This window comes from Kineococcus sp. DHX-1, from assembly GCF_042473625.1.
Lineage (GTDB): Bacteria > Actinomycetota > Actinomycetes > Actinomycetales > Kineococcaceae > Kineococcus.
Map to the genome: position 1 here is coordinate 1995416 of NZ_CP170445.1, position 21515 is coordinate 2016930.

The window sequence follows — 21515 nt, forward strand, 5'->3', positions numbered from 1 at the left end:
GCCGTCCAATTAGGTAACATGGACGTTGTGGAAATGGTGAGGACACCCTCACCGGGCGGCCGAGCCGTCCCGGTGGGTCCCACCCTGCCCGCCGCCGGCGGCGAGGAAGCCCGCACCCGCACGCGTGTCCGCACCACGGTCGCCGAGCTGGGACCCGTCAGCGCGGCCCGCATCGCCGAGGTGCTCGGTCTCACCGGACCCGCCGTCCGCCGCCACCTCGAGGCGATGGTGGCCGACGGCGACCTCGAGGCCCGCGACCCCCGCCCCGACGCCCGCCGCGGCCGCGGCCGTCCCGCCAAGGAGTACGTCGTCGGGTCAGCGGGTCACGACGACCTCCCCTCCGGGTACGACGAACTGGCGCTCACGGCCCTGCAGTACCTCTCCGACGCCCTGGGTCCCGACGCGGTGACCGACTTCGCCCGCCGCCGGTTCGCCGGCCTGGAGGAGTCCCTCGCCGGACTCGACGGACCCTTGCCCGAGCGGATCGACGCGCTCGTCAAGGCGCTGGCCGACCAGGGCTTCTCGGCCAGCACCCGGCCGGTGGCCCAGGGAACAGCGGCCGAGGGCGTCCAGTTGTGCCAGGGGCACTGCCCCGTGCAGAAGGTCGCCGAGGCGTTCCCCCAGCTGTGCGAGGCCGAGCGCAGGACGTTCGAGACCGTCCTGGGCACCCGGGTCCAGCGCCTGGCGACCCTGGCCCGCGGGGACCACGTCTGCACCACGTACGTCCCCCTCGAAGCGCTCCACCAGCAAGCCCCCCAGCACGAACCCCAGCACGACGACCAGAACGCCACGGAAGGACGACGACTGTGACCGACACCGTGTCCGAGACCCCCACCACCGCGGGCCCGCCCGAACTCGAGGGCCTGGGCAAGTACCAGTACGGCTGGGCGGACTCCGACTCCGCCGGCGCGTCGGCCCGCCGCGGCCTGTCCGAGGACGTGGTGCGCAACATCTCGGCGCTGAAGAACGAGCCCGAGTGGATGCTCGCGCTGCGCCTGAAGGCGCTGCGCCTGTTCGGCCGCAAGCCCATGCCGGACTGGGGTTCGGACCTCACCGGGATCGACTTCGACAACATCAAGTACTTCGTCCGGTCCACGGAGAAGCAGGCCACGTCCTGGGACGAGCTGCCCGAGGACATCAAGAACACGTACGACCGGCTCGGGATCCCCGAGGCGGAGAAGCAGCGCCTCATCGCCGGCGTCGCCGCTCAGTACGAGTCCGAGGTCGTCTACCACCAGATCCGCGAGGACCTGGAGGAGAAGGGCGTCATCTTCGTCGACACCGACACCGGGCTGCGCGAGCACGAGGAGCTCTTCAAGGAGTACTTCGGCACCGTCATCCCCGTCGGGGACAACAAGTTCGCCTCGCTAAACACGGCCGTCTGGTCGGGCGGGTCGTTCATCTACGTCCCCAAGGGCGTCCACGTCGACATCCCGCTGCAGGCCTACTTCCGGATCAACACCGAGAACATGGGCCAGTTCGAGCGGACGCTGATCATCGCCGACGAGGGCTCGTACGTGCACTACGTCGAGGGCTGCACCGCGCCGATCTACCAGTCGGACTCGCTGCACTCCGCGGTCGTCGAGATCGTCGTGAAGAAGAACGCCCGCGTGCGGTACACGACCATCCAGAACTGGTCGAACAACGTCTACAACCTGGTCACCAAGCGCGCCACGGCCGCCGAGGGCGCGACCATGGAGTGGATCGACGGGAACATCGGGTCCAAGGTCACGATGAAGTACCCGGCCGTCTACCTCATGGGCGAGCACGCCAAGGGCGAGACCCTCTCGATCGCCATGGCGGGCGAGGGCCAGCACCAGGACGCCGGCGCGAAGATGGTGCACGCCGCGCCGTACACCGCGAGCTCGATCGTCTCCAAGTCGATCGCCCGCGGCGGGGGCCGCACCTCCTACCGCGGCCTCATCCAGGTCCTGGAGGGCGCGCACCACTCGGCCTCGACGGTGCGCTGCGACGCGCTGCTGGTCGACACGATCTCCCGGTCGGACACCTACCCCTACAACGACATCCGCGAGGACGACGTCGTCATGGGGCACGAGGCCACGGTCTCGAAGGTCTCCGACGACCAGCTCTTCTACCTCATGAGCCGCGGCATGGCCGAGGACGAGGCCATGGCGATGATCGTGCGCGGGTTCATCGAGCCCGTCGCGCGCGAGCTGCCCATGGAGTACGCGCTGGAACTGAACCGCCTGATCGAGCTGCAGATGGAAGGGGCCGTCGGCTGATGACCCTGGTCAACGAAGAGACCACCGCCTCCGCGCCGGGCACCCGCGCCGGCACGGCGGACACCTCCGGGGCGCACACCCACGGCGGGCCGGTCGTGCCCGAGGCCTCGCGCGCGGCGCGCGCGACCTCCTTCGACGTCGCCGACTTCCCGGTCCCCACGGGCCGGGAGGAGGAGTGGAAGTTCTCCCCGCTGCGCGAGCTCGCGCCGCTGTTCGAGGTCGCCGAGCGCACCGCGGGGAACTCCGCCGACGTCGAGGTGAGCGCGCCCGCGGGTGTCGAGCACCTGTCCGGCAGCCCGGCCGAGGTCGGGGCCGGAACGGCGTTCGTGCCCGGTGACCGCGTGGCCGCCGCCTCGTGGAACGGCACCGACGTCGCGCACGTCGTCCGCGTCCCGGCCGAGGCCGAGCTCACCGAGCCCGTGCTCGTCACGGTGCGCGGGCAGGCCGGTCGCACGAGCGAGGGTCACCTCGTCGTCGAGACCGGGCACCACGCCAAGGCCCTCGTCGTGCTCTCGCACGTCGGGTCCGGCGCCCACCGCGGCAACGTCGAGGTCCGCGCCGGCGACGGCTCGGAACTGACCGTCGTCAGCCTGCAGGAGTGGGACGACGACGCGCTGCACGTCGGTCAGCACGACGTCCGCGTCGGCCGCGACGCGCAGGTCCGCCACATCGTCGTCACCCTGGGCGGCAAGGCCGTCCGCGTCTCGGCGAACATCGCCTACGCCGCCCCCGGTGGGTCGGCGACGGCGCTCGGCGTGTACTTCGCCGGGTCCGGGCAGCACTCCGAGCACCGCCAGTTCGTGGACCACACGGCCGTGAACTGCCGCAGCTACGTCGAGTACAAGGGCGCCCTGCAGGGGGCCGACGCCCACGCGGTGTGGATCGGCGACGTGCTCATCCGCGCCACGGCCGAGGGCACCGAGACGTACGAGCTGAACCGCAACCTCGTCCTCACCGACGGGGCGCGAGCCGACTCCGTGCCGAACCTGGAGATCGAGACCGGCGAGATCGTCGGCGCCGGCCACGCCAGCGCGACCGGCCGGTTCGACGACGAGCAGCTGTTCTACCTGCAGTCGCGCGGGATCAGCGAGGAGGAGGCCCGCCGCCTCGTCGTGCGCGGGTTCTTCGCCAGCATCGTCGACAAGATCGGCATCCCCGAGGTGTCGCAGCGACTCATGACCACGATCGAGGGCCGGCTGGCCGAGGACCCCACCACCGCCGCCCCCGCCGCCCAGCCCGTTGAGGAGAACTGAATGTCCACCCTGGAGATCCGCGACCTGCACGTGACGGTCGACGAGGCGGACGGTTCCGTCAAGGAGATCCTGCGCGGGGTCGACCTGACCATCGCCTCCGGTGAGGTCCACGCCGTCATGGGCCCCAACGGGTCCGGCAAGTCGACCCTGGCCTACTCCATCGCCGGGCACCCCAAGTACACCGTCACCGGTGGCACCGTGACGCTCGACGGCGAGGACGTCCTCGCCATGAGCGTCGACGAGCGCGCCCGCGCCGGCATGTTCCTCGCCATGCAGTACCCGGTCGAGGTCCCCGGCGTGACGGTCTCGAACTTCCTGCGCACCGCCAAGACCGCGATCGACGGTGAGGCGCCCAAGCTGCGCACGTGGGTCAAGGACGTCAAGCAGGCGATGGACGACCTACGCATGGACTCCTCCTTCGCCGAGCGCAACGTGAACGAGCACTTCTCCGGCGGTGAGAAGAAGCGGCACGAGATCCTCCAGATGGAGCTGCTCAAGCCGAAGTTCGCGATCCTCGACGAGACCGACTCCGGCCTCGACGTCGACGCGCTGAAGATCGTCTCCGAGGGTGTGAACCGGTCGCTGGCCGCCGTGTCCCCGGGTGTGCTGCTCATCACGCACTACACGCGCATCCTGCGGTACATCAAGCCCGACTTCGTCCACGTCTTCGTGAACGGCAAGGTCGCCGAGCAGGGCGGCCCGGAGCTGGCCGAGTCCCTCGAGGAGACCGGGTACGACCGGTTCCTCACCCCCGCCTGAGGAGCTGGACGACCGTGACCGACACCACCACACCGGCGGGCGCTGCGAGCGGTCCGACCCCGGCGGCGCTCGCCGACGTCGAGGAGGCCCTCAAGGACGTCATCGACCCCGAGCTCGGGGTCAACATCGTCGACCTCGGCCTCGTCTACGGGCTGACCGTCTCGGACGACAACGTCGCCACGATCGACATGACGCTGACCAGCGCGGCCTGCCCGCTGACCGACGTCCTGGAGGACCAGACCGCCCAGGCCCTCGCCGACGTCGTGGCCGACCACCGCATCAACTGGGTGTGGATGCCGCCGTGGGGCATGGAGAAGATCACCGACGACGGTCGTGACCAGCTGCGTGCCCTGGGGTTCAACGTCTGACCCCGCCGCGCGATGGCCCCCGGACGGACGTCCGGGGGCCTTCGCCCGTCCCGCCCCCGCTGGTCGGCTCGTAGACTGGCCCCACTCCCCGCCCGACCCGAGTCCCTGTGAGCTGCCCCCGTGATCGTCGCCACCGACATCGAACTCCGCGCAGGCGCGCGCCTGTTGATGGAGGGGGTGAACTTCCGGGTCGCCGCGGGGGACCGCATCGGCCTGGTCGGCCGCAACGGGGCGGGCAAGACCACGCTGACCAAGGTCCTCGCCGGTGAGGGGCAGCCCGCCTCGGGGACGGTGACCCGCTCGGGGGAGATCGGCTACCTGCCGCAGGACCCGCGCGCCGGGGACCCCGAGATGCTCGCGCGCGACCGCATCCTGGCCGCGCGGGGTCTGGACGCCGTCGTGTCCAAGCTGCGCCGGGCCGAGGCCGACATGGCCAGCGACGACCCGAAGGTCCGGGACCGGGCGATGGACCGCTACACCAAGCTCGACGCGCGGTTCGTGGCGCTCGGCGGGTACACGGCCGAGAGCGAGGCGGCCCGCATCTGCGCCAACCTCAACCTGCCCGACCGGATCCTGACCCAGCAGCTCAAGACGCTGTCCGGTGGTCAGCGCCGGCGCGTGGAATTGGCCCGCATCCTGTTCTCCGCCAGCGAGACGCTGCTGCTGGACGAGCCGACGAACCACCTCGACGCCGACTCGATCACCTGGCTGCGCGAGCACCTGAAGAACTACGCCGGCGGTCTCATCGTCATCAGCCACGACGTCGAGCTGCTGGAGGTCGTCGTCAACCGCGTCTTCCACCTCGACGCCAACCGCGCCACGATCGACCTCTACAACGTCGGGTGGAAGAACTACCTCAAGCAGCGCGAGACCGACGAGAAGCGCCGCCAGCGCGAACGCGCCAACGCCGAGAAGAAGGCCGGGACCCTGATGGCGCAGGCCGCCAAGATGGGGGCCAAGGCCACGAAGGCCGTCGCGGCGCAGAACATGGCCAAGCGCGCCGAACGTCTCCTGGACGGCCTGGAGGACGTGCGGGTCCAGGACAAGGTCGCCAAGCTGCGCTTCCCCAAGCCCGCGCCGTGCGGCAAGACGCCGCTCATGGCCGAGGGCCTGTCGAAGTCGTACGGGTCGCTGGAGATCTTCACCTCCGTCGACCTGGCCATCGACCGCGGCAGCCGCGTCGTCATCCTCGGCCTCAACGGCGCCGGCAAGACGACGCTGCTGCGCATGCTCGGCGGTGTCGAGGACCCCGATACCGGCCAGATCGTCCCCGGGCACGGGCTGAAGGTCGGCTACTACGCCCAGGAGCACGAGACGCTCGACCACGACCGCACGGTCCTGGAGAACATGCGCTCGGCGTCCCCGGACCTCGACGACACCCGGGTCCGGACGGTCCTGGGCTCGTTCCTGTTCTCCGGCGACGACGTCGACAAGCCCGCCGGGGTGCTCTCCGGCGGGGAGAAGACGCGGCTGGCCCTGGCCACCCTCGTCGTCTCCAGCGCCAACGTCCTGCTCCTGGACGAGCCGACGAACAACCTCGACCCGGCCTCGCGCGCGGAGATCCTCGACGCCCTCAAGCACTACGAGGGCGCGGTCGTCCTCGTGACGCACGACGAGGGCGCTGTGGAGGCCCTCGGGCCCGAGCGCGTCGTCCTGCTGCCCGACGGCGTCGAGGACCTGTGGAACGCCGGCTACGCGGAGCTGGTGGCGCTCGCCTGAGCGTGTGCGGTGTCCTGCCGCTGGGGGCGCGCTGACGTGCACGGCTGAAACGTTCCCGCTGGTGAGAGGCCCGGACGACGTGGTCCGGGCGCTGCGCCGGCCGGTGGAGCGACGCGGCTTCGACTGGCCAGGACGGCCCCCAGTGGTGACCATGGAGGGGGTCTGGGAGGTCGGCCACGCCACGGCGGACACGAGGGGCACGGGAGGAGCGCGAGGTGACCGAGACGATCAAGCGGGGCACCCGGTTGAGCGGGTCCGAGCGGGAGCAGCTCGCCGGGGAGCTGTCCAAGGGCTACGCGGAGGGCAAGAGCATCCGTGCCCTCGCCGAGGAGACGGGACGGTCCTACGGGTTCGTGCACCGGCTGCTCAGCGAGAACGACGTCACCCTGCGCAGCAGGGGTGGCGCGACACGCGGCAAGGCCCGCCAGGGCTGAGGCGGGTGCGCTCGCGGCGCCGGGTCACCGCCCGGCGCCGCGGTGCGTCTCACAGGGACCGGTCGGTCCCGCCGTCGACGAGCAGCGACGCTCCGGTGATGTAGCTGGCGGCGGGGGACAGCAGGAACACCGCGGCCCGGGCGAACTCGTCGGGCAGGCCGGCCCGCCGCAGCGGGATGGTCTCCAGCAGGTCCGCGGCCAGGTCGGCAGGGTCCTCGAACTCCAGCGGCGAACTCGCGTCGACGTGCCCGGCGAGCAGGTTGTTGATGCGGACACCTCGCGGGCCGAGCTCGTCGGCGAGGGCCTTGGCCGCCATGGCCAGGCCGGGACGCAACCCGTTGGCGACGCCGGCGTCCATCACGGGGCTGCGCGCGGTGCTCGACAGGAGCAGGACCATCGACGCACCCTCGCCCGTGGCGGCCTTGCCGACCGAACGGGCCAACCGCAGCGGCCCCAGCAGGCTGGACTCGAAGGCTTCGCGCCAGGCGCCGTCCGCGGCTTCCAGGACCGACGAGGTGGGCGGGGCCCCGCAGGAGATGACGGCGCCGTCCAGCCGCCCGAAGCGGGCGTTGGCGGCCGCGACGAGGCGGGTCTCGGTGCCGGGGTCGGAGATGTCGCCGGGGACGAGCAGCATCCGGCTGGGGTCGCCGATGGTGGGGGCCACTGCGGCCAGTTCGTCCTCGTCCGCCGCGTGCAGCACGAGCAGCCCGCCCTCGTCGGCGAGCACCCTCGCACAGGCCAGGCCGAGACCGGTGGACGCACCGGAGACGATGTACACGCGGTCGCTGAGGCCCAAGTCCATGCGCCCATTGTTGCGCAGAGTGGCCGATGAGACACACAGCATGATCCGGTACACCCGAACGGGCGAACTTGGCCTGGTCGTGACGCCCTGTTGCGCCGGTGGTCCCGGGGTCCTCGACGCCCTAGTGGTGGTCGACGCGGGCGTCGAGCTCGGCGTCCTCGGCGGCCTCGTCGAGCCCCTCACGCCGTCGCCGGCGCCGGGGGAGCGCCGTGGTGACCGGTTGCGCCGCAGCGGAGTCCGGCGCCGGGGCGCGCGGGGCGTCCTGCTCCACCTCGCCGGCCTCGACGACGGTGTCGGCGCGGGACTGCAGCTCCCGGCGTCCGGCAACGACCCACACGACGAGCGCGGTGAGCGCGAACCCGAACCACTGCACGGTGTAGGCCAGGTGCGGCCCCTCGTCCACCTCGGGACGCTCGGCGGCCAAGGGAACCGTCGTCGGCTCCACGCCGGACGCGGGGGTCTCCGAGGCGAGCAGCGCGTACCCGCCCAGGAGTCGCGGCGGGTCGTCGACGGCCTGGTCCACGGCGGCGGTCACGGTGTCCGGGGCGATGGATGTGACCTGCCCGGCGGGGACGCGGCCGCGCTTGTCGTCCTCCCACGGCCGCAGGCGCGCGACGACGGTGACCTCGCCCTGCGGCGGGGCCGGCACGCTGTCTGGCCGCTCGGCGGAGTCGGCACCGGCGGGCAGCCAGCCGCGGTCCACGAGCAGGGCGCCGCCGTCGGCCTGCACGAGCGGGACGAGGACCTCGTAGCCGAACTGGTCGTCGCGGGGACGGTTGCGCACCAGGACGGTCGCGTCGGTGTCGTAGGTCCCGGTGACGCGCACGGGCGTCCACGTGTCCGAGGCGGCCAGCTCCGAACCCGCCGGCAGCACCGAGGCGACGGGCTCGGCCGGGCGGTCGTAGTTCTGGACGAGGGGGGCGTTGGCGGCCAGCCGCTCCTCGCGGCGGTGCCACTGCCAGCGGCCCAGCGCGCAGCAGACGAGGGCGACGAGGACGGCCAGGGCCAGTCCACGCAGCCACCGCGGTTCGCGCAGCAGACGCAGGACCCCTGGACCTGACGGCCGAAGGTCCCGCACGCCTGCTCCCGTCACGCTCTCAACTGTGCCACTTCGACGACCTCGCGCAGGAAGCCCCTCGTCCCCAGGAACTGGCTGAGGTGCTCGCGGTGCTCCTCGCACGCCAACCACGTCTTGCGACGCTCCGGCGTGTGGAGGCTGGGGTTGTTCCACAGCAGACCGAAGTCGGCCGGGTGCGTGCAGCCGCGAGCGCTGCAGACGAGGTCGGACGGTGGTTCGTGCAAGGAGGTCACCGCCGCCCAGGACGAGTGGTGGGTCGTTCCCCGGAGCTCCACGCGAGGTTCCACGTCGTCAGTCTCGCACCGCGGGGGCGGCTGTCCAACCCGTGAACGCGGGTCGACCGGGACGTGTCCTGCGGCGGTCGGCCGGGCGGGGCCTCAGACGCCGGGGCGCGGGTCGGGCCCGGAGGGGCCGGGGTCGTTCGGCGACCAGACGTGCGTGATCCTCGCCTCCAGCGCGGGCAGGTCCTGCGGTTCCCGCGGCGGCTGCGGGGAGACGTCGAAGGAGTCCGGCGCGGGACCGCGCGACTCCCGGCCCGCGTTGGCCAGCACGACGGCGACGTAGGGCAGGAAGATCGCGCCGGCGATGAAGAGCCAGCGGGTCCAGTGGTCGATGAAGGCGAAGCACAGGAAGCAGGCCGTGCGGATGAGCATCGAGACGACGTACTTGCGGTAGCGCACGCCGAGGTCGTCGGTGTGCGACGTCGGCGCCGCGGTGATCCGGAAGGTCTCCTCGTGCTGGTGACCGTGCGGAGGGTGGGTGCCGGGTCGGGGGGAGGAGGTGTGTGCCTCGTGACGTCGCTGGTCGTGCACCGCTCAACCGTAAGCCCGCCCCCGCGGGCCGCCCACCGGAGCGGACGTGTGATGCGTTACGTTCCCCGCCGTGACCTCCACGACCGACCGCACCGACCCGACCGGGGCCCCCGCCGCCCGGACCCCGCGCAGCGTCCTGGTGACCGGCGGCAACCGCGGCATCGGCCTGTCCGTCGCGCAGGCCTTCGCGGCCGCCGGGGACCGCGTGGCCGTCACGTACCGCTCGGGGGAGCCGCCCGCCGGCTTCTTCGGCGTCCGCGCCGACGTGACCGATCCGGCGTCGCTGGACGAGGCGTTCGCGGCCGTCGAGGCCGAGCAGGGTGCGGTGGAGGTGCTCGTGGCGAACGCCGGCACCAACCGCGACCAGCTGCTCATGCGGATGAGCGACGAGGAGTTCGACACCGTCCTGGACGCCAACCTCGCCGGGGCGTGGCGGGTGGCCCGCCGGGCCGTGCGCGGTATGGTCCGCGCCAAGCGCGGCCGGATCATCTTCATGTCCAGCGTGGTGGGGATGTACGGCTCGCCGGGGCAGACGAACTACGCGGCCAGCAAGTCCGGGATGGTCGGGCTGGCCCGCTCCATCGCCCGCGAGCTCGGCAGCCGCGGCATCACCGCCAACGTCATCGCGCCGGGGTTCATCGACACCGACATGACGCGGGAGCTGCCGGAGGCCACGCAGGCGCAGTACAAGGGGCAGATCCCCGCCGGCCGCTTCGGGGACGCGGCCGACGTCGCCCAGGCCGCGTTGTTCCTGGCCGACGCGGGCTACGTCAACGGCGCGGTGCTGCCGGTCGACGGTGGTCTGGGGATGGGGCACTAGTGACCGACCCCTCCGGCGGACCCTCCGGGGGTCGCAAGCTGGCCGTGCTCGGGGCCGTGATGATCGCCTTCATCGCGGCCCTGGCCCTGCTCTCCACGTGGGCGCTGCGCCAGGGCTGACCCCCGCGGCCGCGGGGACTCACTCCCGGCCGAGGACCTCGTCGGCCAGGTCGGCGTCCTCGACGTCCTCGCGCGTGATCCCCAGCAGGGGCAGGACCGCGTCGAGGTAGGGCACGTTCAGCGCGGCGTCGGCCTGCTCGCGCACGACGGGTTTGGCGTTGAAGGCGATGCCCAGCCCGGCCGCGCCGATCATGTCGAGGTCGTTGGCGCCGTCGCCGATGGCGACGGTGCGGTGCAGGGGCAGGCCCTCGGCGGCGGCGAACTCCCGCAGGGCCGTGGCCTTGGCGGCGCGGTCGACGACGGGGCCCAGGACGCGTCCGGTGAAGCGGCCGTGGACGACCTGCAGGCGGTTGGCCCGCACGTGCGCGATGCCGAGGTCGGCGGCCAGTGGTCCGACGACCTCGAGGAAGCCGCCGGAGACGAGGGCGAGGGTGAACCCCAGCCGGTGCAGCGTCCGGCACAGGGTCCGCGCGCCCGGGGTGAGTTCCACCGCGGCGCGGACGGCGTCGACGACCGACACGTCGAGGCCCTCGAGGCAGGCCACCCGTTCGCGCAGGGAGGCGGCGAAGTCGATCTCGCCGCGCATGGCGCGTTCGGTGACGGCGGCGACCTCGGCCTCGCGGCCGGCGTGGGCGGCGAGGAGTTCGATGACCTCCTGCTGGATGAGGGTGGAGTCGACGTCCATGACGACGAGGCGCCGGCCCATGCGCGCCAGCCCGGCGGGGGAGACGGCCGCGTCCAGGCCGTGCCGGCCGGCCTCGACCGCCAGGGTCCGGCGCAGGGCCAGGACGTCGGCGGGGCTGCCGTGGGTGGAGACGTCGAGTTCGACGCTCGTGACGGGTTCTGCCGACATCCGCCGGATGCGGTCGACGTTCGCGCCGGCTTGGGCCAGGACCGTCGTCACGCGTGCGACCGCCGCGGGCAGCAACGGTGCTCCCAGCAAGGTGACGTGCAAGCGCCGGGGACGGTCGTCCACCGCGCGAGCCGGTGCCGTGCAGCGGATCTCCAGGCCCTCGATGCGCAACCCCGCGACGGTGGCCCGCACGGCGTCCTCGTGGGTGGTGAGGACCGACAGCGTCAGCACCCCGCCGACGACGACCTGCTCGACGTCGAGCACGTGGGCGCCGGTGGGTTCCAGGGCCGCGAACAGTGCCGAGGTGACCCCGGGACGGTCCGGCCCGGTGACGGTCACGAGAACGGTGTCGCGGACGGTGTCCGCGGAGGTGTCCGAGGGGGAGGTGGGCACGCCCGGAACCCTACCGGGAGGGTTCCGGGCGTCGTCCCGCCGCGCTCGGGCGCGGGGTGCGGTCAGGCGTTCTTGCCGTCCCGCCAGGCGATCAGGTCGGCCAGGACGGCGGTGTCGTAGTCCGGGCCGCCGACGCCGATGGTGAACAGGCGAGCACCGGCCGCGAACATCGTCTCGGCGTCCTCGACGGTCTCCACGCCCACCGAGCGCTCGATCTCACCGGGGTCGCGGCCGATCTCGGCGCAGCGCTCGTCGAGGACGGCGGACTTGCGGGTGAACGTCTCCACGTCGCCGAAGGTGTGCCAGATGTCGGCGTGCTTGGCGACCAGGCGCAGCGTCTTCTTCTCCCCACCACCGCCGATGAGGACGGGGATCTTGCGGGTGGGCGCGGGGTTCAGCTTGCCGAGGCGGGACTCGATGCGCGGCAGGTCGTCGCGCAGCTTGTCGAGGCGGCCGCCGGCGGTGCCGAACTCGTAGCCGTACTCGTCGTAGTCCTTCTCGAACCAGCCCGAGCCGATGCCGAGGACGAGCCGACCCGTGCCCGCGTCGTGGGCGGAGATGTGGTCGACCGTGCGCGCCATGTCCGCGAGCAGTTCGGGGTTGCGGTAGGAGTTGCACGAGACCAGGGCGCCGATCTCGATGCGGCTGGTGGCCTCGGCCCAGGCGGCGAGCATCGTCCAGCACTCGAAGTGCAGGCCCTCGGGTTCGCCGTAGAGGGGGTAGAAGTGGTCCCAGTTGAACGCGACGTCCGCGCCCATCTCCTCGACCTTCGCGGCGGCCGCGCGGATCGCGGGGTACTGCGCGTGCTGGGGCTGCAGCTGGATCCCGATGCGGGCGGGCCTGCTGTCGTGCCGGCCACCGGGGCTCTGTTCGGGGGCCTGTTCGGGGGTGGTGCTCACGAGATGGTCTGTCCCTTCCCGACGACGGTGATGCCCGAGGGGGTGACGTGGAAACCCCGGGCGCGGTCCTCCTCGGCGTCGACCCCGATGCGGGCGTCGTCGGGGATGGTGACGAACTTGTCGACGATGGCGCGCTGGACCACGGCGTGCCGGCCGACGGTGACGCCGTCCATGAGGACGGACTCCGACACGTGCGCCCAGGAGTCCAGGCGCACGTTGGGGGAGACGATGGACTTCTCCACCAGCGCACCGGAGACGACGGTCCCCTGGCTGATGATGGAGTTCACGGCGTGGCCGTAGGTGCCCTGCCAGCCGTGGACGAACTTCGCCGGCGGGTAGAAGTCCTGCGCGGCGACGATGGGCCACTCGTAGTTGTAGAGGTTGAAGACCGGCAGGACCGAGATGAGGTCCATCTGCGCCTCGAAGTAGGCGTCCAGGGTCCCGACGTCGCGCCAGTAGGCGCGGTCGCGGTCGGTGGCCCCGGGAACCTCGTTGTCCTTGAAGTCGTACACCGACGCCAGACCCCGGCCGACGAAGTCCGGGACGATGTCCCCGCCCATGTCGTGCTTGGAGTCCTCCCGTTCGGCGTCGCGGGTCACGGCGTCGACGAGGGCGTCGGCGTCGAAGACGTAGTTGCCCATCGAGGCCAGGACCTCGTGCGGGGAGTCGTCCAGGCCCTGGGGGTTCTTCGGCTTCTCGAGGAACTCGGCGATGCGGGAGGAGCCCTGCTCGGTCTGGATGACCCCGAACTGGTCGGCCAGGGAGATGGGCTGGCGGATGGCGGCGACGGTGCACGGCGAGCCCGAGGCGATGTGGGCGTCGACCATCTGCGAGAAGTCCATGCGGTACACGTGGTCGGCGCCGACGACGACGACGATGTCGGGGCGCTCGTCGTGGATGAGGTTCAGGGACTGGTAGATGGCGTCCGCGGAGCCGAGGTACCAGCGCTGGCCGACGCGCTGCTGCGCCGGGACCGAGGCGATGTAGGACCCGAAGAGGTTCGACATCCGCCAGTTCTGGGAGATGTGCCGGTCGAGGCTGTGCGACTTGTACTGCGTCAGCACGACGATCTTGCGGTAGGCCGCGTTGACGAGGTTCGACAGCGCGAAGTCGATGAGCCGGTAGGTGCCGCCGAAGGGCACGGCGGGTTTGGCCCGGTCGGCGGTGAGTGGCATGAGCCGCTTGCCCTCCCCGCCGGCGAGGACGATTGCGAGGACGTTCGGTGTGGCCACGAGGGGCAGACTAGGGCCCAGTACCCTGGCTTGCCCATCACTGGGCTCAACACGGCGGCTGAAGCGCTTCTGCGGCGCGGTTTCCGGGAAGGACGTGCGATGCGTGTCGACCTGCTCACCAAGGAGTACCCGCCGGAGATCTACGGCGGGGCAGGCGTCCACGTCGAGGAGCTGGTCCGCGCCCTGCGCGCCGTGCCGGACGGCCCGCAGGTGCAGGTGCGCTGCTTCGGCGCTCCCCGCACCGAGCCCGACGCGACGGCCTACCCCGAACCGGCGACGCTGGAGGGGGCCAACGCCGCCCTGCGCACCCTCGGCGTCGACCTGGCCATGGCCGCCGGCGCCGCCGGGGCCGACCTGGTCCACTCCCACACCTGGTACGCGAACATGGCCGGGCACCTGGCCTCCCTGCTGCACGGCGTCCCGCACGTGGTGACCGCCCACAGCCTGGAACCGTTGCGGCCGTGGAAGGCCGAGCAGCTCGGCGGCGGGTACCGGGTGTCCTCGTGGGCCGAGCGGACCGCCTTCGAGTCCGCGGCCGCCGTCGTGGCCGTGAGCGCCGGCATGCGGGCGGACATCCTGCGCTCCTACCCGGCGTTGGACCCCGCCCGCGTCCACGTCGTCCACAACGGCATCGACGCCGCGCAGTGGGAACGCGTCGAGGGCCGCGACCTGGTGCGCGCCAACGGCGTCGACCCCGACCGGCCCAGTGTCGTCTTCGTCGGGCGCATCACCCGGCAGAAGGGCCTGCCGCACCTGCTGCGCGCCGCCGCGCAGCTGCCGCCGGAGGTCCAGCTCGTCCTGTGCGCCGGCGCGCCGGACACGCCGGAGATCGCCGCCGAGGTCGCCGGGCTCGTCGAGGAGCTGCAGCGCACCCGCGACGGCGTCGTGTGGTTGCAGCGCCACCTCTCGCGGGCCGAACTGCTCGAGCACCTCTCGCAGGCCACGGTGTTCGTCTGCCCGTCGGTGTACGAACCCCTCGGCATCGTCAACCTCGAGGCCATGGCCTGCGGCGCAGCGGTCGTCGGCACCGCCACCGGCGGGATCCCCGAGGTCGTCGACGACGGCGTCACCGGTTGGCTCGTGCCCATCGAGCAGGTCACCGACGGCACCGGCGCCCCCGTCGACCCCGACCGCTTCGTCGCCGACCTGGCCGCCACCCTGACCGAGGCCGTGTCCGACCCCGACCGGGCGCGCACGTTCGGTGCCGCCGGCCGCACCCGAGCGGTCGAGCAGTTCTCCTGGGACGCCATCGCCGAGCGGACGCTGGAGGTCTACCGCTCGGTGGTGTGAGCCCGGGCCGGTGACAGCGCGCGGCGGCGGGCCACCAGGTCCGCCGCCGCGTCCGGCCACGTCGGGTGGGCGAAGGCGAACCCCGCCCCCAGCAGTCGGCCCGGCACCACCCGCCGGCTCTTCAGGAGCAGTTCGGCGTCGGTCCGCAGGGCCAGGGCCCCGGCGCGCGCCATCCACCGGCTCGCCGGCAGCCCCACGGGCCGCCCCCACGTCCGGCGCAGCACCCGCATCGTCTCGGCCTGCGTCAGCGGGTGCGGGGCCGTCAGGTTCACCGGACCCTGCAGCTCCGGGTGCTCCAGCAGGAAGTCCAGGGCGCGCACGACGTCGTCCCCGTGGATCCACGACACGTACTGCCCGCCCCCGTCGACCGGTCCGCCCAGCCCGAGGCGCGCCATCGTCGACAGCACGTCGAACACCCCGCCCCGGTCCGGGGTCATGACCATCGCCGCCCGCAGCGCCACCTTCCGGGTCGCCGGGGTCGGCGCCTGCTCCAGCTCCTGCTCCCAGCGGCGGGCGATGCGCACGCTGTACTCCCAGTACAGCGGGACGTGCGGCTCGTCCCCGCCGATCTCGCCGTCCTCGTCGTGGGCGGGGCCGCGGGTGTCGGCGTAGATCGTGGCGGTGCTCATCTGCAACCACGTCGCCGGCGGCCGGGCCGCCGCGGCGACCGCCTGACCCAGCACCCGCGTGGAGTCGACCCGCGAGTCCATCATCTGCCGCAGGTTCGCGTCGGTGTACCGGCAGTTCACCGTCCGGCCGGCGAGGTTGACGACCGCGTCGGCCCCCTCGAGCTCACCCGCCCACGCACCCAGCGTGCGCCCGTCCCAGACCGCGTGCCGCACACCGGGTTCCAGCTGCTCCGGGCGCCGGGACAGCACGACGACGTCGTACTCCCGCTCCGCGTACGTCCGGCGCAGCAGCGCCCCGACCTGACCCGTGCCCCCCGGCAGGACGATCTTCACCCGCCCGACGCTAGCCGCCCCCGACCCCCTCCCGGGCGCGGGGTGCACCCGGACGGGTGCGAGGCTGCGGCGGTGGAGCCGCACACGCAGTCCCGGGTGCTGGCCGTCGAACCGGTCCTGCCCGCCCACCGCCACGAGCAGGCCGAGATCGCGGCCGAGCTGGCCCCCCTGCTCACCGAGCCCGGGCCGCGCCGGGCCCTGCTGCACCGGCTGCACGGCAACGCCGGCGTCCGCACCCGCCACCTGGCGCTGCCGCTGCGCGAATACGCCGACCTCGCCCGGCGCCCCGACGCCTTCGACGCCGCCAACGCCGTCTTCGCCGACGTCGGCCTCGACCTGGCCGAGCAGGCCGTCAAGGGGGCGCTCGCGAGCGCGGGGCTCGCGCCCGAGGACGTCGACGTCCTGCTGTTCACGACCGTCACCGGGGTGGCGGCGCCCTCCCTGGACGCGCTGCTCGTCGACCGCGTCGGGTTGCGCCGCGACGTCGTCCGCTGGCCGGGGTTCGGGCTGGGCTGCGTGGCCGGCGCGGCCGGCATCTCCCGCCTGGAGGACCACCTCGCCGGCCACCCCGGGCAGGTCGGGCTGCTGGTCAGCGTCGAGCTGTGCTCCCTGACGCTGCAGCCCACCGACACCTCCGTCGCCAACCTCGTCGCCAGCGGCCTGTTCGGCGACGGTGCGAGCGCCGTCGTGGTCGCCGGGCCGGAGCGCGCCGCCGGCCGGCCCGGGTGGGCGGTCCTCGACCACACCTCCCGGCTGCTGCCCGGATCGGCCGACGCCCTCGGCTGGCAGGTCGGCGCCCGGGGTCTGCGGATCGTGCTGTCCTCGCAGCTGCCCGAGGTCCTGCACCAGCACGTCGGTGCGGACGTCGCCGCCTTCCTCGCCGGCCGTGGGGGCAGTCCTCGGGTCGACCGCTGGGTCGTGCACCCCGGCGGACCGAAGGTGCTCGACGCCGTCGCCGACGCGCTCGACCTCGCGCCCGATGCGCTCGCCACCTCCCGGCAGGTGCTGGCCGACGTGGGGAACCTGTCGAGTTCGGCCGTCCTGCACGTCCTGGCCCGCACGCCCGCGCAGCCCGGGGAACGGGTGCTGATGCTCGGCGTCGGCCCGGGGGTCAGCACCGAGACCGTCCTGCTGGAACGCGTGGGGGAGCCGTCGTGAGCGTCCTGTTCGTCGTCCTGGTGCTGGCCACCGGACTGGAACGCCTGGCCGAGCTCGTCGTGTCCACCCGCAACGCGCGCTGGTCCTTCGCGCGCGGTGGGGTGGAGACGGGGCGGGCCCACTTCCCGCCCATGGTGGCCCTGCACACGGGGCTGCTCGTGGCGTGCCTGGTCGAGGCCGGGCTCACCGACCGGTCCGCGCCGCCCGCGCTGGCCTGGCCGATGCTCGCTCTCGTCCTGGCGTCCCAGGGCCTGCGCTGGTGGTGCATCGCGACGCTGGGCCCCCGGTGGAACACCCGCGTCATCGTCGTGCCCGGCCTGCCGCTCGTGGCCCGCGGGCCCTACCGCTGGTTCACCCACCCCAACTACGTGGCCGTCGTGGTGGAGGGTTTCGCCCTGCCGCTGGTCGGTGCCTGCTGGTGGACCGCCGCCGGGTTCACCGTCCTGAATGCGGTGCTGCTGCTGCGCTTCCGGCTGCCGGCCGAGAACCGGGCGCTCGCGGCCCTGCCCTCGCCCGCCCGGGACTGACCTACCGGGGCGGCGTCTGTCCCGGCAGGACGCCGAAGGCGAGGCGGTAGTTCGCCGCGCAGCGGCCCCCGGGGGTGAAGCCCCACCGGACGGCGACGGCCGCCACGGTGTCGCCCGTCACGGTGTCGCCCGTCACGGTGTCGCCCGCCACGGTGTCGCCCGCGGCGGGGTCGGCCGCCAGGAGGTCCTCGTGCGCGCGGTGCAGGCGCACCCGCCATAGGTACCCCAGCGGAGAGGTGCCCAGGCACCGCCGGAACCCGTGCTGCAGGGCCCGGGCGCTCGTGGCTGCCGCGGCCGACGGGTACGACCGCGTTGCCCGTCGGGCGCTCCGCCCGCCGCTCCGCCGCCGTTCCTCAGGCCTCCAGGTGCCCGGTGGCGGCGACGTCGGCGGCCACGTCGCGCAGCTTGCGGTTCGTCTCCTGGCTGTGCCGGGTCAGCAGGTCGAAGGCGGCGTCCGCCGTGATGCGGTGCCGGGTCATGAGGACCCCCTTCGCCTGCCCGATGAGGTCGCGGCTGTCGAGGGCGGTCCGCACGTTGGCCAGCTGCTCGGTGTCGGCCACCGCGACGGCGGCGTGCGCGGCCAGCAGCCCCGCGACGAACTCGGCCTGCGCGTCGAAGGCGGCCACCTCCGGGGACAGGAGGTTCAGCGCGCCCAGGTCCCCCGGGCCGCTCTCGCCGTCGGCGTCGACGAACAGCCGCACGCACAGCGCCGACCGCACCCCGACCTCGGTGGCACGGCCGGCGAGCAGCGGCCAGCGGCCCTGCGTGCCGAGGTCCCCGACGCGGACCGTGCGCTCCTCCAGCAGGGCGTCCAGGCACGGGCCCTGGCCCAGCTCCTGCTCCAGCGCGTCGAAGCCGGCGGCCCCCGGACTGCTGGCCGCGACCGTGGTGATCCGGCGGCGGCGGACCCGGCTGACCGTCGCCTCCCGGGCGCCGGGCACGAGGGTCAGCGCGGCCGTGACGACGCGGTCCAGGACGTCCTGCGGGGTCGGCAGGGCGTGCAGCTCCCGCGCCAGCACCGCCAGCTGCTCGCCCAGCTGGAAACCGTCCACCGGCACGGTGGAGGTCTCACGGGCGGAGCGGGTGTGCATCGGGGGGACTACTTCCTCGCGACGGGCAGGACGGCCCCACCGTGGCACCGACGACAGGCCGACCGGCACGTGTGCGGGCCGGGCGGTGCCCGTAGGCGTCGGTTCGTCGCTCAGCGGCGACGACACGTTCGCTGCACGGCGATCGACGGCTACCGTGGGGGCGCCGGGTGACCGGCCGGGTTGAACCAGCAGCCCGCCGGGTCGCGACCCGTGGCGCCTCCGCGCGCCGCCCGAGGTGCCCGACATGGCCGTTCCCCCCGACGAGCCCGTCGTCCCTGCCGTCCAGCGGGTGCAGCTCGCCACCTCCGTCCCGGACGAGGCCCAGGCCCTGCTCGGGCAGCTGTTCGGCACCCGCCTGCAGGTGGCCGCGCCCGAGGGCACCGACTGGGTGCTCAGCCTGGACGGTGTCGACACCGGCCGGTTCAGCAGCGTCCGGACCGGGCTGCCGGCGCACCTGCAGTACGCGGTGGGTGGTCGCGGCGAGGAGGAGGACTTCGTCATCGTCGCCGTCTCGGGCGGCCGGGTGGCCTTCGACCGGCAGCAGCCGGGCCGCCGGGGTCGTCGCGTCGACCGCTACCTGCCCGGTGACGTGTACGTCGGCAACCAGCCGCAGGCGCTGTCCACCGCCCGCACCGAGCACGTCCTCGCCAGGAGCATCACCCTGCCCCGGCAGGTGGTGGCGGAGGCCGCGGCGCTCGCCGGTTGCGCTCGCGGGCCGGGCGGGGAGTCGCGTCCGGCCGCGGTGCCGGTCTTCACGACCATGACCTCCTCCGGGCCCGAGGCCACGCGCCGGTGGCGCCGGACCACCCGCTACGTCGACGACATGCTGACCGACCCCGTCGTGACCGGCTCGCCGATGCTCCTGGCGGGGCTCGGGCGGCTGCTCGCCGGGACCGCCCTGTCGGTGTTCCCGAACACCCTCACCAGGACCAGCACCGCCCAGGACCGCCGGGACGCCCACCCGCAGTCGCTGCGGCGCGCGATCGCCTTCATCGAGGCCAACCCCGACGTCGACATCACGACCGCCGACATCGCCCGGGCGGCGTTCGTCTCCCCCCGCGCGGTTCAGGTGGCCTTCCGGCGGCACCTGGGGACCACGCCGCAGGCCCACCTGCGCCGGGTCCGGCTGGAGCTGGCGCACCGGCAGTTGCAGGACTCCGCCCCCGCGGGGAGCGGCCCGCAGGGCACGACGGTCGCGCAGGTCGCCGCCCGGTGGGGGTTCACGCCCAGCCGGTTCACCGAGCACTACCGCGCGGTCTACGGCGTGCTGCCCAGTCAGACCCTCCGCTCGTAGCGGCGCTCGCCGGCCACGGGGCCGGGCGCGCCGGCCCGCGGTGCCGCCACCCGCAGCGACAGCACGGCCGCGAGCAGGCACAGCACCCCGCCGACCCGGAACGCGCTGTCGTAGGCGCCGGTGCCGTCGCGCAGAACGCCGGCGGCGAAGGCCATGACGGCGGCGCCCACCTGGTGCGAGGCGAACACCCACCCGAACACCACCGGACCGGCCAGCCCGAAGTGCTCACGGGCCAACGCGATCGTTGGGGGGACGGTGGCGATCCAGTCCAATCCGTAGAACACGACGAACACCCACGTCGCCGGCTGCACGTCCGGGGCCAGCAACCCCGGCAGCAGCAGCAACGACACCCCGCGCAGCGCGTAGTACCCCAGCAGCAGCCAGCGCGGGTCGACCCGGTCGGTCAGCCACCCGGACGCGATGGTGCCGGCGACGTCGAACAACCCGACGAGCGCCAGCAGCGAGGCCGCCGTCGTGGGCGGCATGCCGTGGTCGTGGGCGGCGGCGATGAAGTGCGTCCCGACGAGCCCGTTCGTGCTGGCCCCGCAGACGGCGAACCCGGCGGCCAGGAACCAGAACGCGCGGTGGCGCACCGCCAGCCGCAAGACGCCGAGCGCACCCAGCGGCCGGACGGGGCCGGCCTCGAGCAGCGCCCCGCCGTACGGTGCGACGCCGCGGTCGGCGGGGTGCTCGTGCAACCGCAGCAGGACCAGGGGCACGACGGCCGCCGCCACCGCCGCGATGACCAGGCACGGGGTCCGCCAGCCGTGGTCGCGCGCCAGGGTCGCCACCAGCGGCAGGAACACCAGCTGTCCGGCGGAGGCGGCCGCGGCCAGGACGCCGGTGACCAGGCCCCGGCGGGCGGTGAACCACCGTCCGACCACGGTCGCCGCCAGGGACATCGCCATCGATCCGGTGCCCAGACCGACCAGCACGCCCCAGGTGGCGACCAGCTGCCAGCGGGCGGTGACGAACGCCGACCCGGCCGAGCCGGCCGCCACCAGCAGCAACGCCACGGCCACGACCCGCTGCACCCCGAAGCGCTGCATGAGGGCGGCCGCGAACGGAGCCATCAGCCCGTACAGGACGAGGTTGACGCTGACGGCGGTTGACACGCTCGCCGTCGACCACCCGAACTCCGCGCGCACCGGGTCCAGCAGCGTCGCCGGCACCGACCGGAACGCCCCCGCCGCCAGCAGCGTCGCGAACGTCACGGCGGCGACGGCCCAGGCGGGGTGCAGCCGGCGGGTGCGGGTCTGCGAGTCGGTGCGGGGGGTGGCGCTCACCGGCTCATCGTGGCGCAGGCCCCGGCCCGTCCGGCAGCACCGCGACGGTCACGATCCGTCCGGATCCGGCCACCGACCGGGGCCCTGGCGGGTCACCACCGGCGGGGGACGGCCACGACGACG

The 21515-nt window shown here is 73.4% G+C and carries 23 protein-coding genes; 12 read left to right on the plus strand and 11 right to left on the minus strand.

Going from position 1 to position 21515, the window contains the following annotated elements; all coding sequences use genetic code 11:
* Positions 1-72: 72 nt before the first annotated feature.
* The 7 genes from ACFEMC_RS09575 to ACFEMC_RS09605 all read left to right on the plus strand — a co-directional run bounded on the left by ACFEMC_RS09575 (position 73) and on the right by ACFEMC_RS09605 (position 6776).
* Entirely contained in the window at positions 73-810 is a 738-nt protein-coding gene (locus ACFEMC_RS09575) for a helix-turn-helix transcriptional regulator (protein ID WP_380175790.1), read from the plus strand.
* A gap of 8 nt (positions 811-818) precedes the next feature.
* Positions 819-2243 carry a Fe-S cluster assembly protein SufB gene (sufB, locus tag ACFEMC_RS09580; RefSeq protein WP_380176703.1) on the plus strand — a complete coding sequence of 475 codons (1425 nt, stop codon included), beginning with the start codon at positions 819-821 and terminating at the stop codon, positions 2241-2243.
* Positions 2243-3496: a Fe-S cluster assembly protein SufD gene (sufD, locus tag ACFEMC_RS09585; protein ID WP_380175792.1), complete on the plus strand. Its 1254-nt coding sequence runs from the start codon at positions 2243-2245 to the stop codon at positions 3494-3496. The genes sufB and sufD overlap by 1 nt, the downstream gene beginning before the upstream one ends.
* Positions 3497-4255 carry a Fe-S cluster assembly ATPase SufC gene (gene sufC / locus ACFEMC_RS09590; RefSeq protein ID WP_380175794.1) on the plus strand — a complete coding sequence of 253 codons (759 nt, stop codon included), beginning with the start codon at positions 3497-3499 and terminating at the stop codon, positions 4253-4255.
* A 14-nt stretch (positions 4256-4269) separates the two neighbouring features.
* On the plus strand, positions 4270-4623 hold the full coding sequence (locus ACFEMC_RS09595; protein ID WP_367639918.1) for a metal-sulfur cluster assembly factor: 354 nt from the start codon (positions 4270-4272) through the stop codon (positions 4621-4623).
* A gap of 120 nt (positions 4624-4743) precedes the next feature.
* Positions 4744-6342, plus strand: a complete 1599-nt coding sequence (gene abc-f / locus ACFEMC_RS09600) for a ribosomal protection-like ABC-F family protein (RefSeq protein ID WP_380175796.1) — start codon at positions 4744-4746, stop codon at positions 6340-6342.
* A 215-nt stretch (positions 6343-6557) separates the two neighbouring features.
* The gene (locus tag ACFEMC_RS09605) at positions 6558-6776 is read left to right on the plus strand and encodes a helix-turn-helix domain-containing protein (protein WP_367639920.1); all 219 of its coding nucleotides are present in this window, start codon (positions 6558-6560) and stop codon (positions 6774-6776) included.
* A 49-nt stretch (positions 6777-6825) separates the two neighbouring features.
* Here ACFEMC_RS09605 and ACFEMC_RS09610 read toward each other — a convergent pair whose 3' ends face one another.
* From ACFEMC_RS09610 to ACFEMC_RS09625, 4 genes are all read right to left on the minus strand, one after another.
* Entirely contained in the window at positions 6826-7578 is a 753-nt protein-coding gene (locus tag ACFEMC_RS09610; protein WP_380175798.1) for an SDR family oxidoreductase, read from the minus strand.
* A 121-nt stretch (positions 7579-7699) separates the two neighbouring features.
* Positions 7700-8671 (minus strand): SURF1 family protein, encoded by a 972-nt coding sequence (locus tag ACFEMC_RS09615; RefSeq protein ID WP_380175800.1) that lies wholly within the window; start codon positions 8669-8671, stop codon positions 7700-7702.
* Positions 8668-8880, minus strand: coding sequence for a hypothetical protein (locus ACFEMC_RS09620; protein ID WP_380175802.1), 213 nt, complete (start codon positions 8878-8880; stop codon positions 8668-8670). The genes ACFEMC_RS09615 and ACFEMC_RS09620 overlap by 4 nt, the downstream gene beginning before the upstream one ends.
* Before the next feature lie 153 nt (positions 8881-9033).
* Entirely contained in the window at positions 9034-9468 is a 435-nt protein-coding gene (locus ACFEMC_RS09625; RefSeq protein WP_380175804.1) for a DUF3099 domain-containing protein, read from the minus strand.
* Between the two features lie 70 nt (positions 9469-9538).
* Between ACFEMC_RS09625 and ACFEMC_RS09630 the strand changes: the two genes are divergently transcribed.
* Positions 9539-10288, plus strand: coding sequence for an SDR family oxidoreductase (locus ACFEMC_RS09630; protein ID WP_380175806.1), 750 nt, complete (start codon positions 9539-9541; stop codon positions 10286-10288).
* 138 nt (positions 10289-10426) lie between these two features.
* Here ACFEMC_RS09630 and serB read toward each other — a convergent pair whose 3' ends face one another.
* The 3 genes from serB to glgC all read right to left on the minus strand — a co-directional run bounded on the left by serB (position 10427) and on the right by glgC (position 13793).
* Positions 10427-11653 carry a phosphoserine phosphatase SerB gene (gene serB / locus ACFEMC_RS09635; protein WP_380175808.1) on the minus strand — a complete coding sequence of 409 codons (1227 nt, stop codon included), beginning with the start codon at positions 11651-11653 and terminating at the stop codon, positions 10427-10429.
* A 62-nt stretch (positions 11654-11715) separates the two neighbouring features.
* Positions 11716-12552: an LLM class F420-dependent oxidoreductase gene (locus ACFEMC_RS09640; RefSeq protein WP_380175810.1), complete on the minus strand. Its 837-nt coding sequence runs from the start codon at positions 12550-12552 to the stop codon at positions 11716-11718.
* Positions 12549-13793: a glucose-1-phosphate adenylyltransferase gene (gene glgC / locus ACFEMC_RS09645; RefSeq protein WP_380176705.1), complete on the minus strand. Its 1245-nt coding sequence runs from the start codon at positions 13791-13793 to the stop codon at positions 12549-12551. Before glgC ends, ACFEMC_RS09640 begins: the two co-directional genes overlap by 4 nt.
* 90 nt (positions 13794-13883) lie before the next feature.
* Between glgC and glgA the strand changes: the two genes are divergently transcribed.
* Positions 13884-15074, plus strand: a complete 1191-nt coding sequence (gene glgA, locus ACFEMC_RS09650; protein WP_380175812.1) for a glycogen synthase — start codon at positions 13884-13886, stop codon at positions 15072-15074.
* Here the strand turns inward: glgA and ACFEMC_RS09655 are convergent.
* Positions 15056-16036: a TIGR01777 family oxidoreductase gene (locus ACFEMC_RS09655; RefSeq protein WP_380175814.1), complete on the minus strand. Its 981-nt coding sequence runs from the start codon at positions 16034-16036 to the stop codon at positions 15056-15058. The two genes, glgA and ACFEMC_RS09655, sit on opposite strands and share 19 nt — an antisense overlap.
* A 72-nt stretch (positions 16037-16108) precedes the next feature.
* Between ACFEMC_RS09655 and ACFEMC_RS09660 the strand changes: the two genes are divergently transcribed.
* Together ACFEMC_RS09660 and ACFEMC_RS09665 are read left to right on the plus strand one after the other, a co-directional pair.
* On the plus strand, positions 16109-17194 hold the full coding sequence (locus ACFEMC_RS09660) for a type III polyketide synthase (RefSeq protein ID WP_380175816.1): 1086 nt from the start codon (positions 16109-16111) through the stop codon (positions 17192-17194).
* On the plus strand, positions 17191-17721 hold the full coding sequence (locus tag ACFEMC_RS09665) for an isoprenylcysteine carboxyl methyltransferase family protein (protein WP_380175818.1): 531 nt from the start codon (positions 17191-17193) through the stop codon (positions 17719-17721). Before ACFEMC_RS09660 ends, ACFEMC_RS09665 begins: the two co-directional genes overlap by 4 nt.
* A 1-nt stretch (position 17722) precedes the next feature.
* Here the strand turns inward: ACFEMC_RS09665 and ACFEMC_RS09670 are convergent, their stop codons facing one another.
* Together ACFEMC_RS09670 and ACFEMC_RS09675 are read right to left on the minus strand one after the other, a co-directional pair.
* Entirely contained in the window at positions 17723-17932 is a 210-nt protein-coding gene (locus ACFEMC_RS09670; RefSeq protein ID WP_380175820.1) for a hypothetical protein, read from the minus strand.
* A 142-nt stretch (positions 17933-18074) separates the two neighbouring features.
* A complete protein-coding gene (locus tag ACFEMC_RS09675) occupies positions 18075-18812 on the minus strand; it encodes an ANTAR domain-containing protein (RefSeq protein WP_380175822.1) in 738 nt (245 codons plus the stop codon).
* Positions 18813-19056: 244 nt separating this feature from the next.
* Here ACFEMC_RS09675 and ACFEMC_RS09680 point away from each other — a divergent pair, with 244 nt between their 5' ends.
* The gene (locus ACFEMC_RS09680) at positions 19057-20106 is read left to right on the plus strand and encodes a helix-turn-helix transcriptional regulator (protein ID WP_380175824.1); all 1050 of its coding nucleotides are present in this window, start codon (positions 19057-19059) and stop codon (positions 20104-20106) included.
* Here the strand turns inward: ACFEMC_RS09680 and ACFEMC_RS09685 are convergent.
* Positions 20088-21392 carry an MFS transporter gene (locus ACFEMC_RS09685; RefSeq protein ID WP_380175826.1) on the minus strand — a complete coding sequence of 435 codons (1305 nt, stop codon included), beginning with the start codon at positions 21390-21392 and terminating at the stop codon, positions 20088-20090. The genes ACFEMC_RS09680 and ACFEMC_RS09685 overlap by 19 nt on opposite strands.
* Between the last annotated feature and the right edge of the window lie 123 nt (positions 21393-21515).

Bases quoted from the DNA above. Each gene is read 5' to 3' on its own strand.
- sufD (WP_380175792.1), top strand. From the start codon at position 2,243: ATGACCCTGGTCAACGAAGAGACCACCGCCTCCGCGCCGGGCACCCGC.
- sufC (WP_380175794.1), top strand. From the start codon at position 3,497: ATGTCCACCCTGGAGATCCGCGACCTGCACGTGACGGTCGACGAGGCG.
- ACFEMC_RS09610 (WP_380175798.1), bottom strand. From the start codon at position 7,578: ATGGACTTGGGCCTCAGCGACCGCGTGTACATCGTCTCCGGTGCGTCC.
- glgA (WP_380175812.1), top strand. From the start codon at position 13,884: ATGCGTGTCGACCTGCTCACCAAGGAGTACCCGCCGGAGATCTACGGC.
- ACFEMC_RS09675 (WP_380175822.1), bottom strand. From the start codon at position 18,812: ATGCACACCCGCTCCGCCCGTGAGACCTCCACCGTGCCGGTGGACGGT.
- ACFEMC_RS09680 (WP_380175824.1), top strand. From the start codon at position 19,057: ATGGCCGTTCCCCCCGACGAGCCCGTCGTCCCTGCCGTCCAGCGGGTG.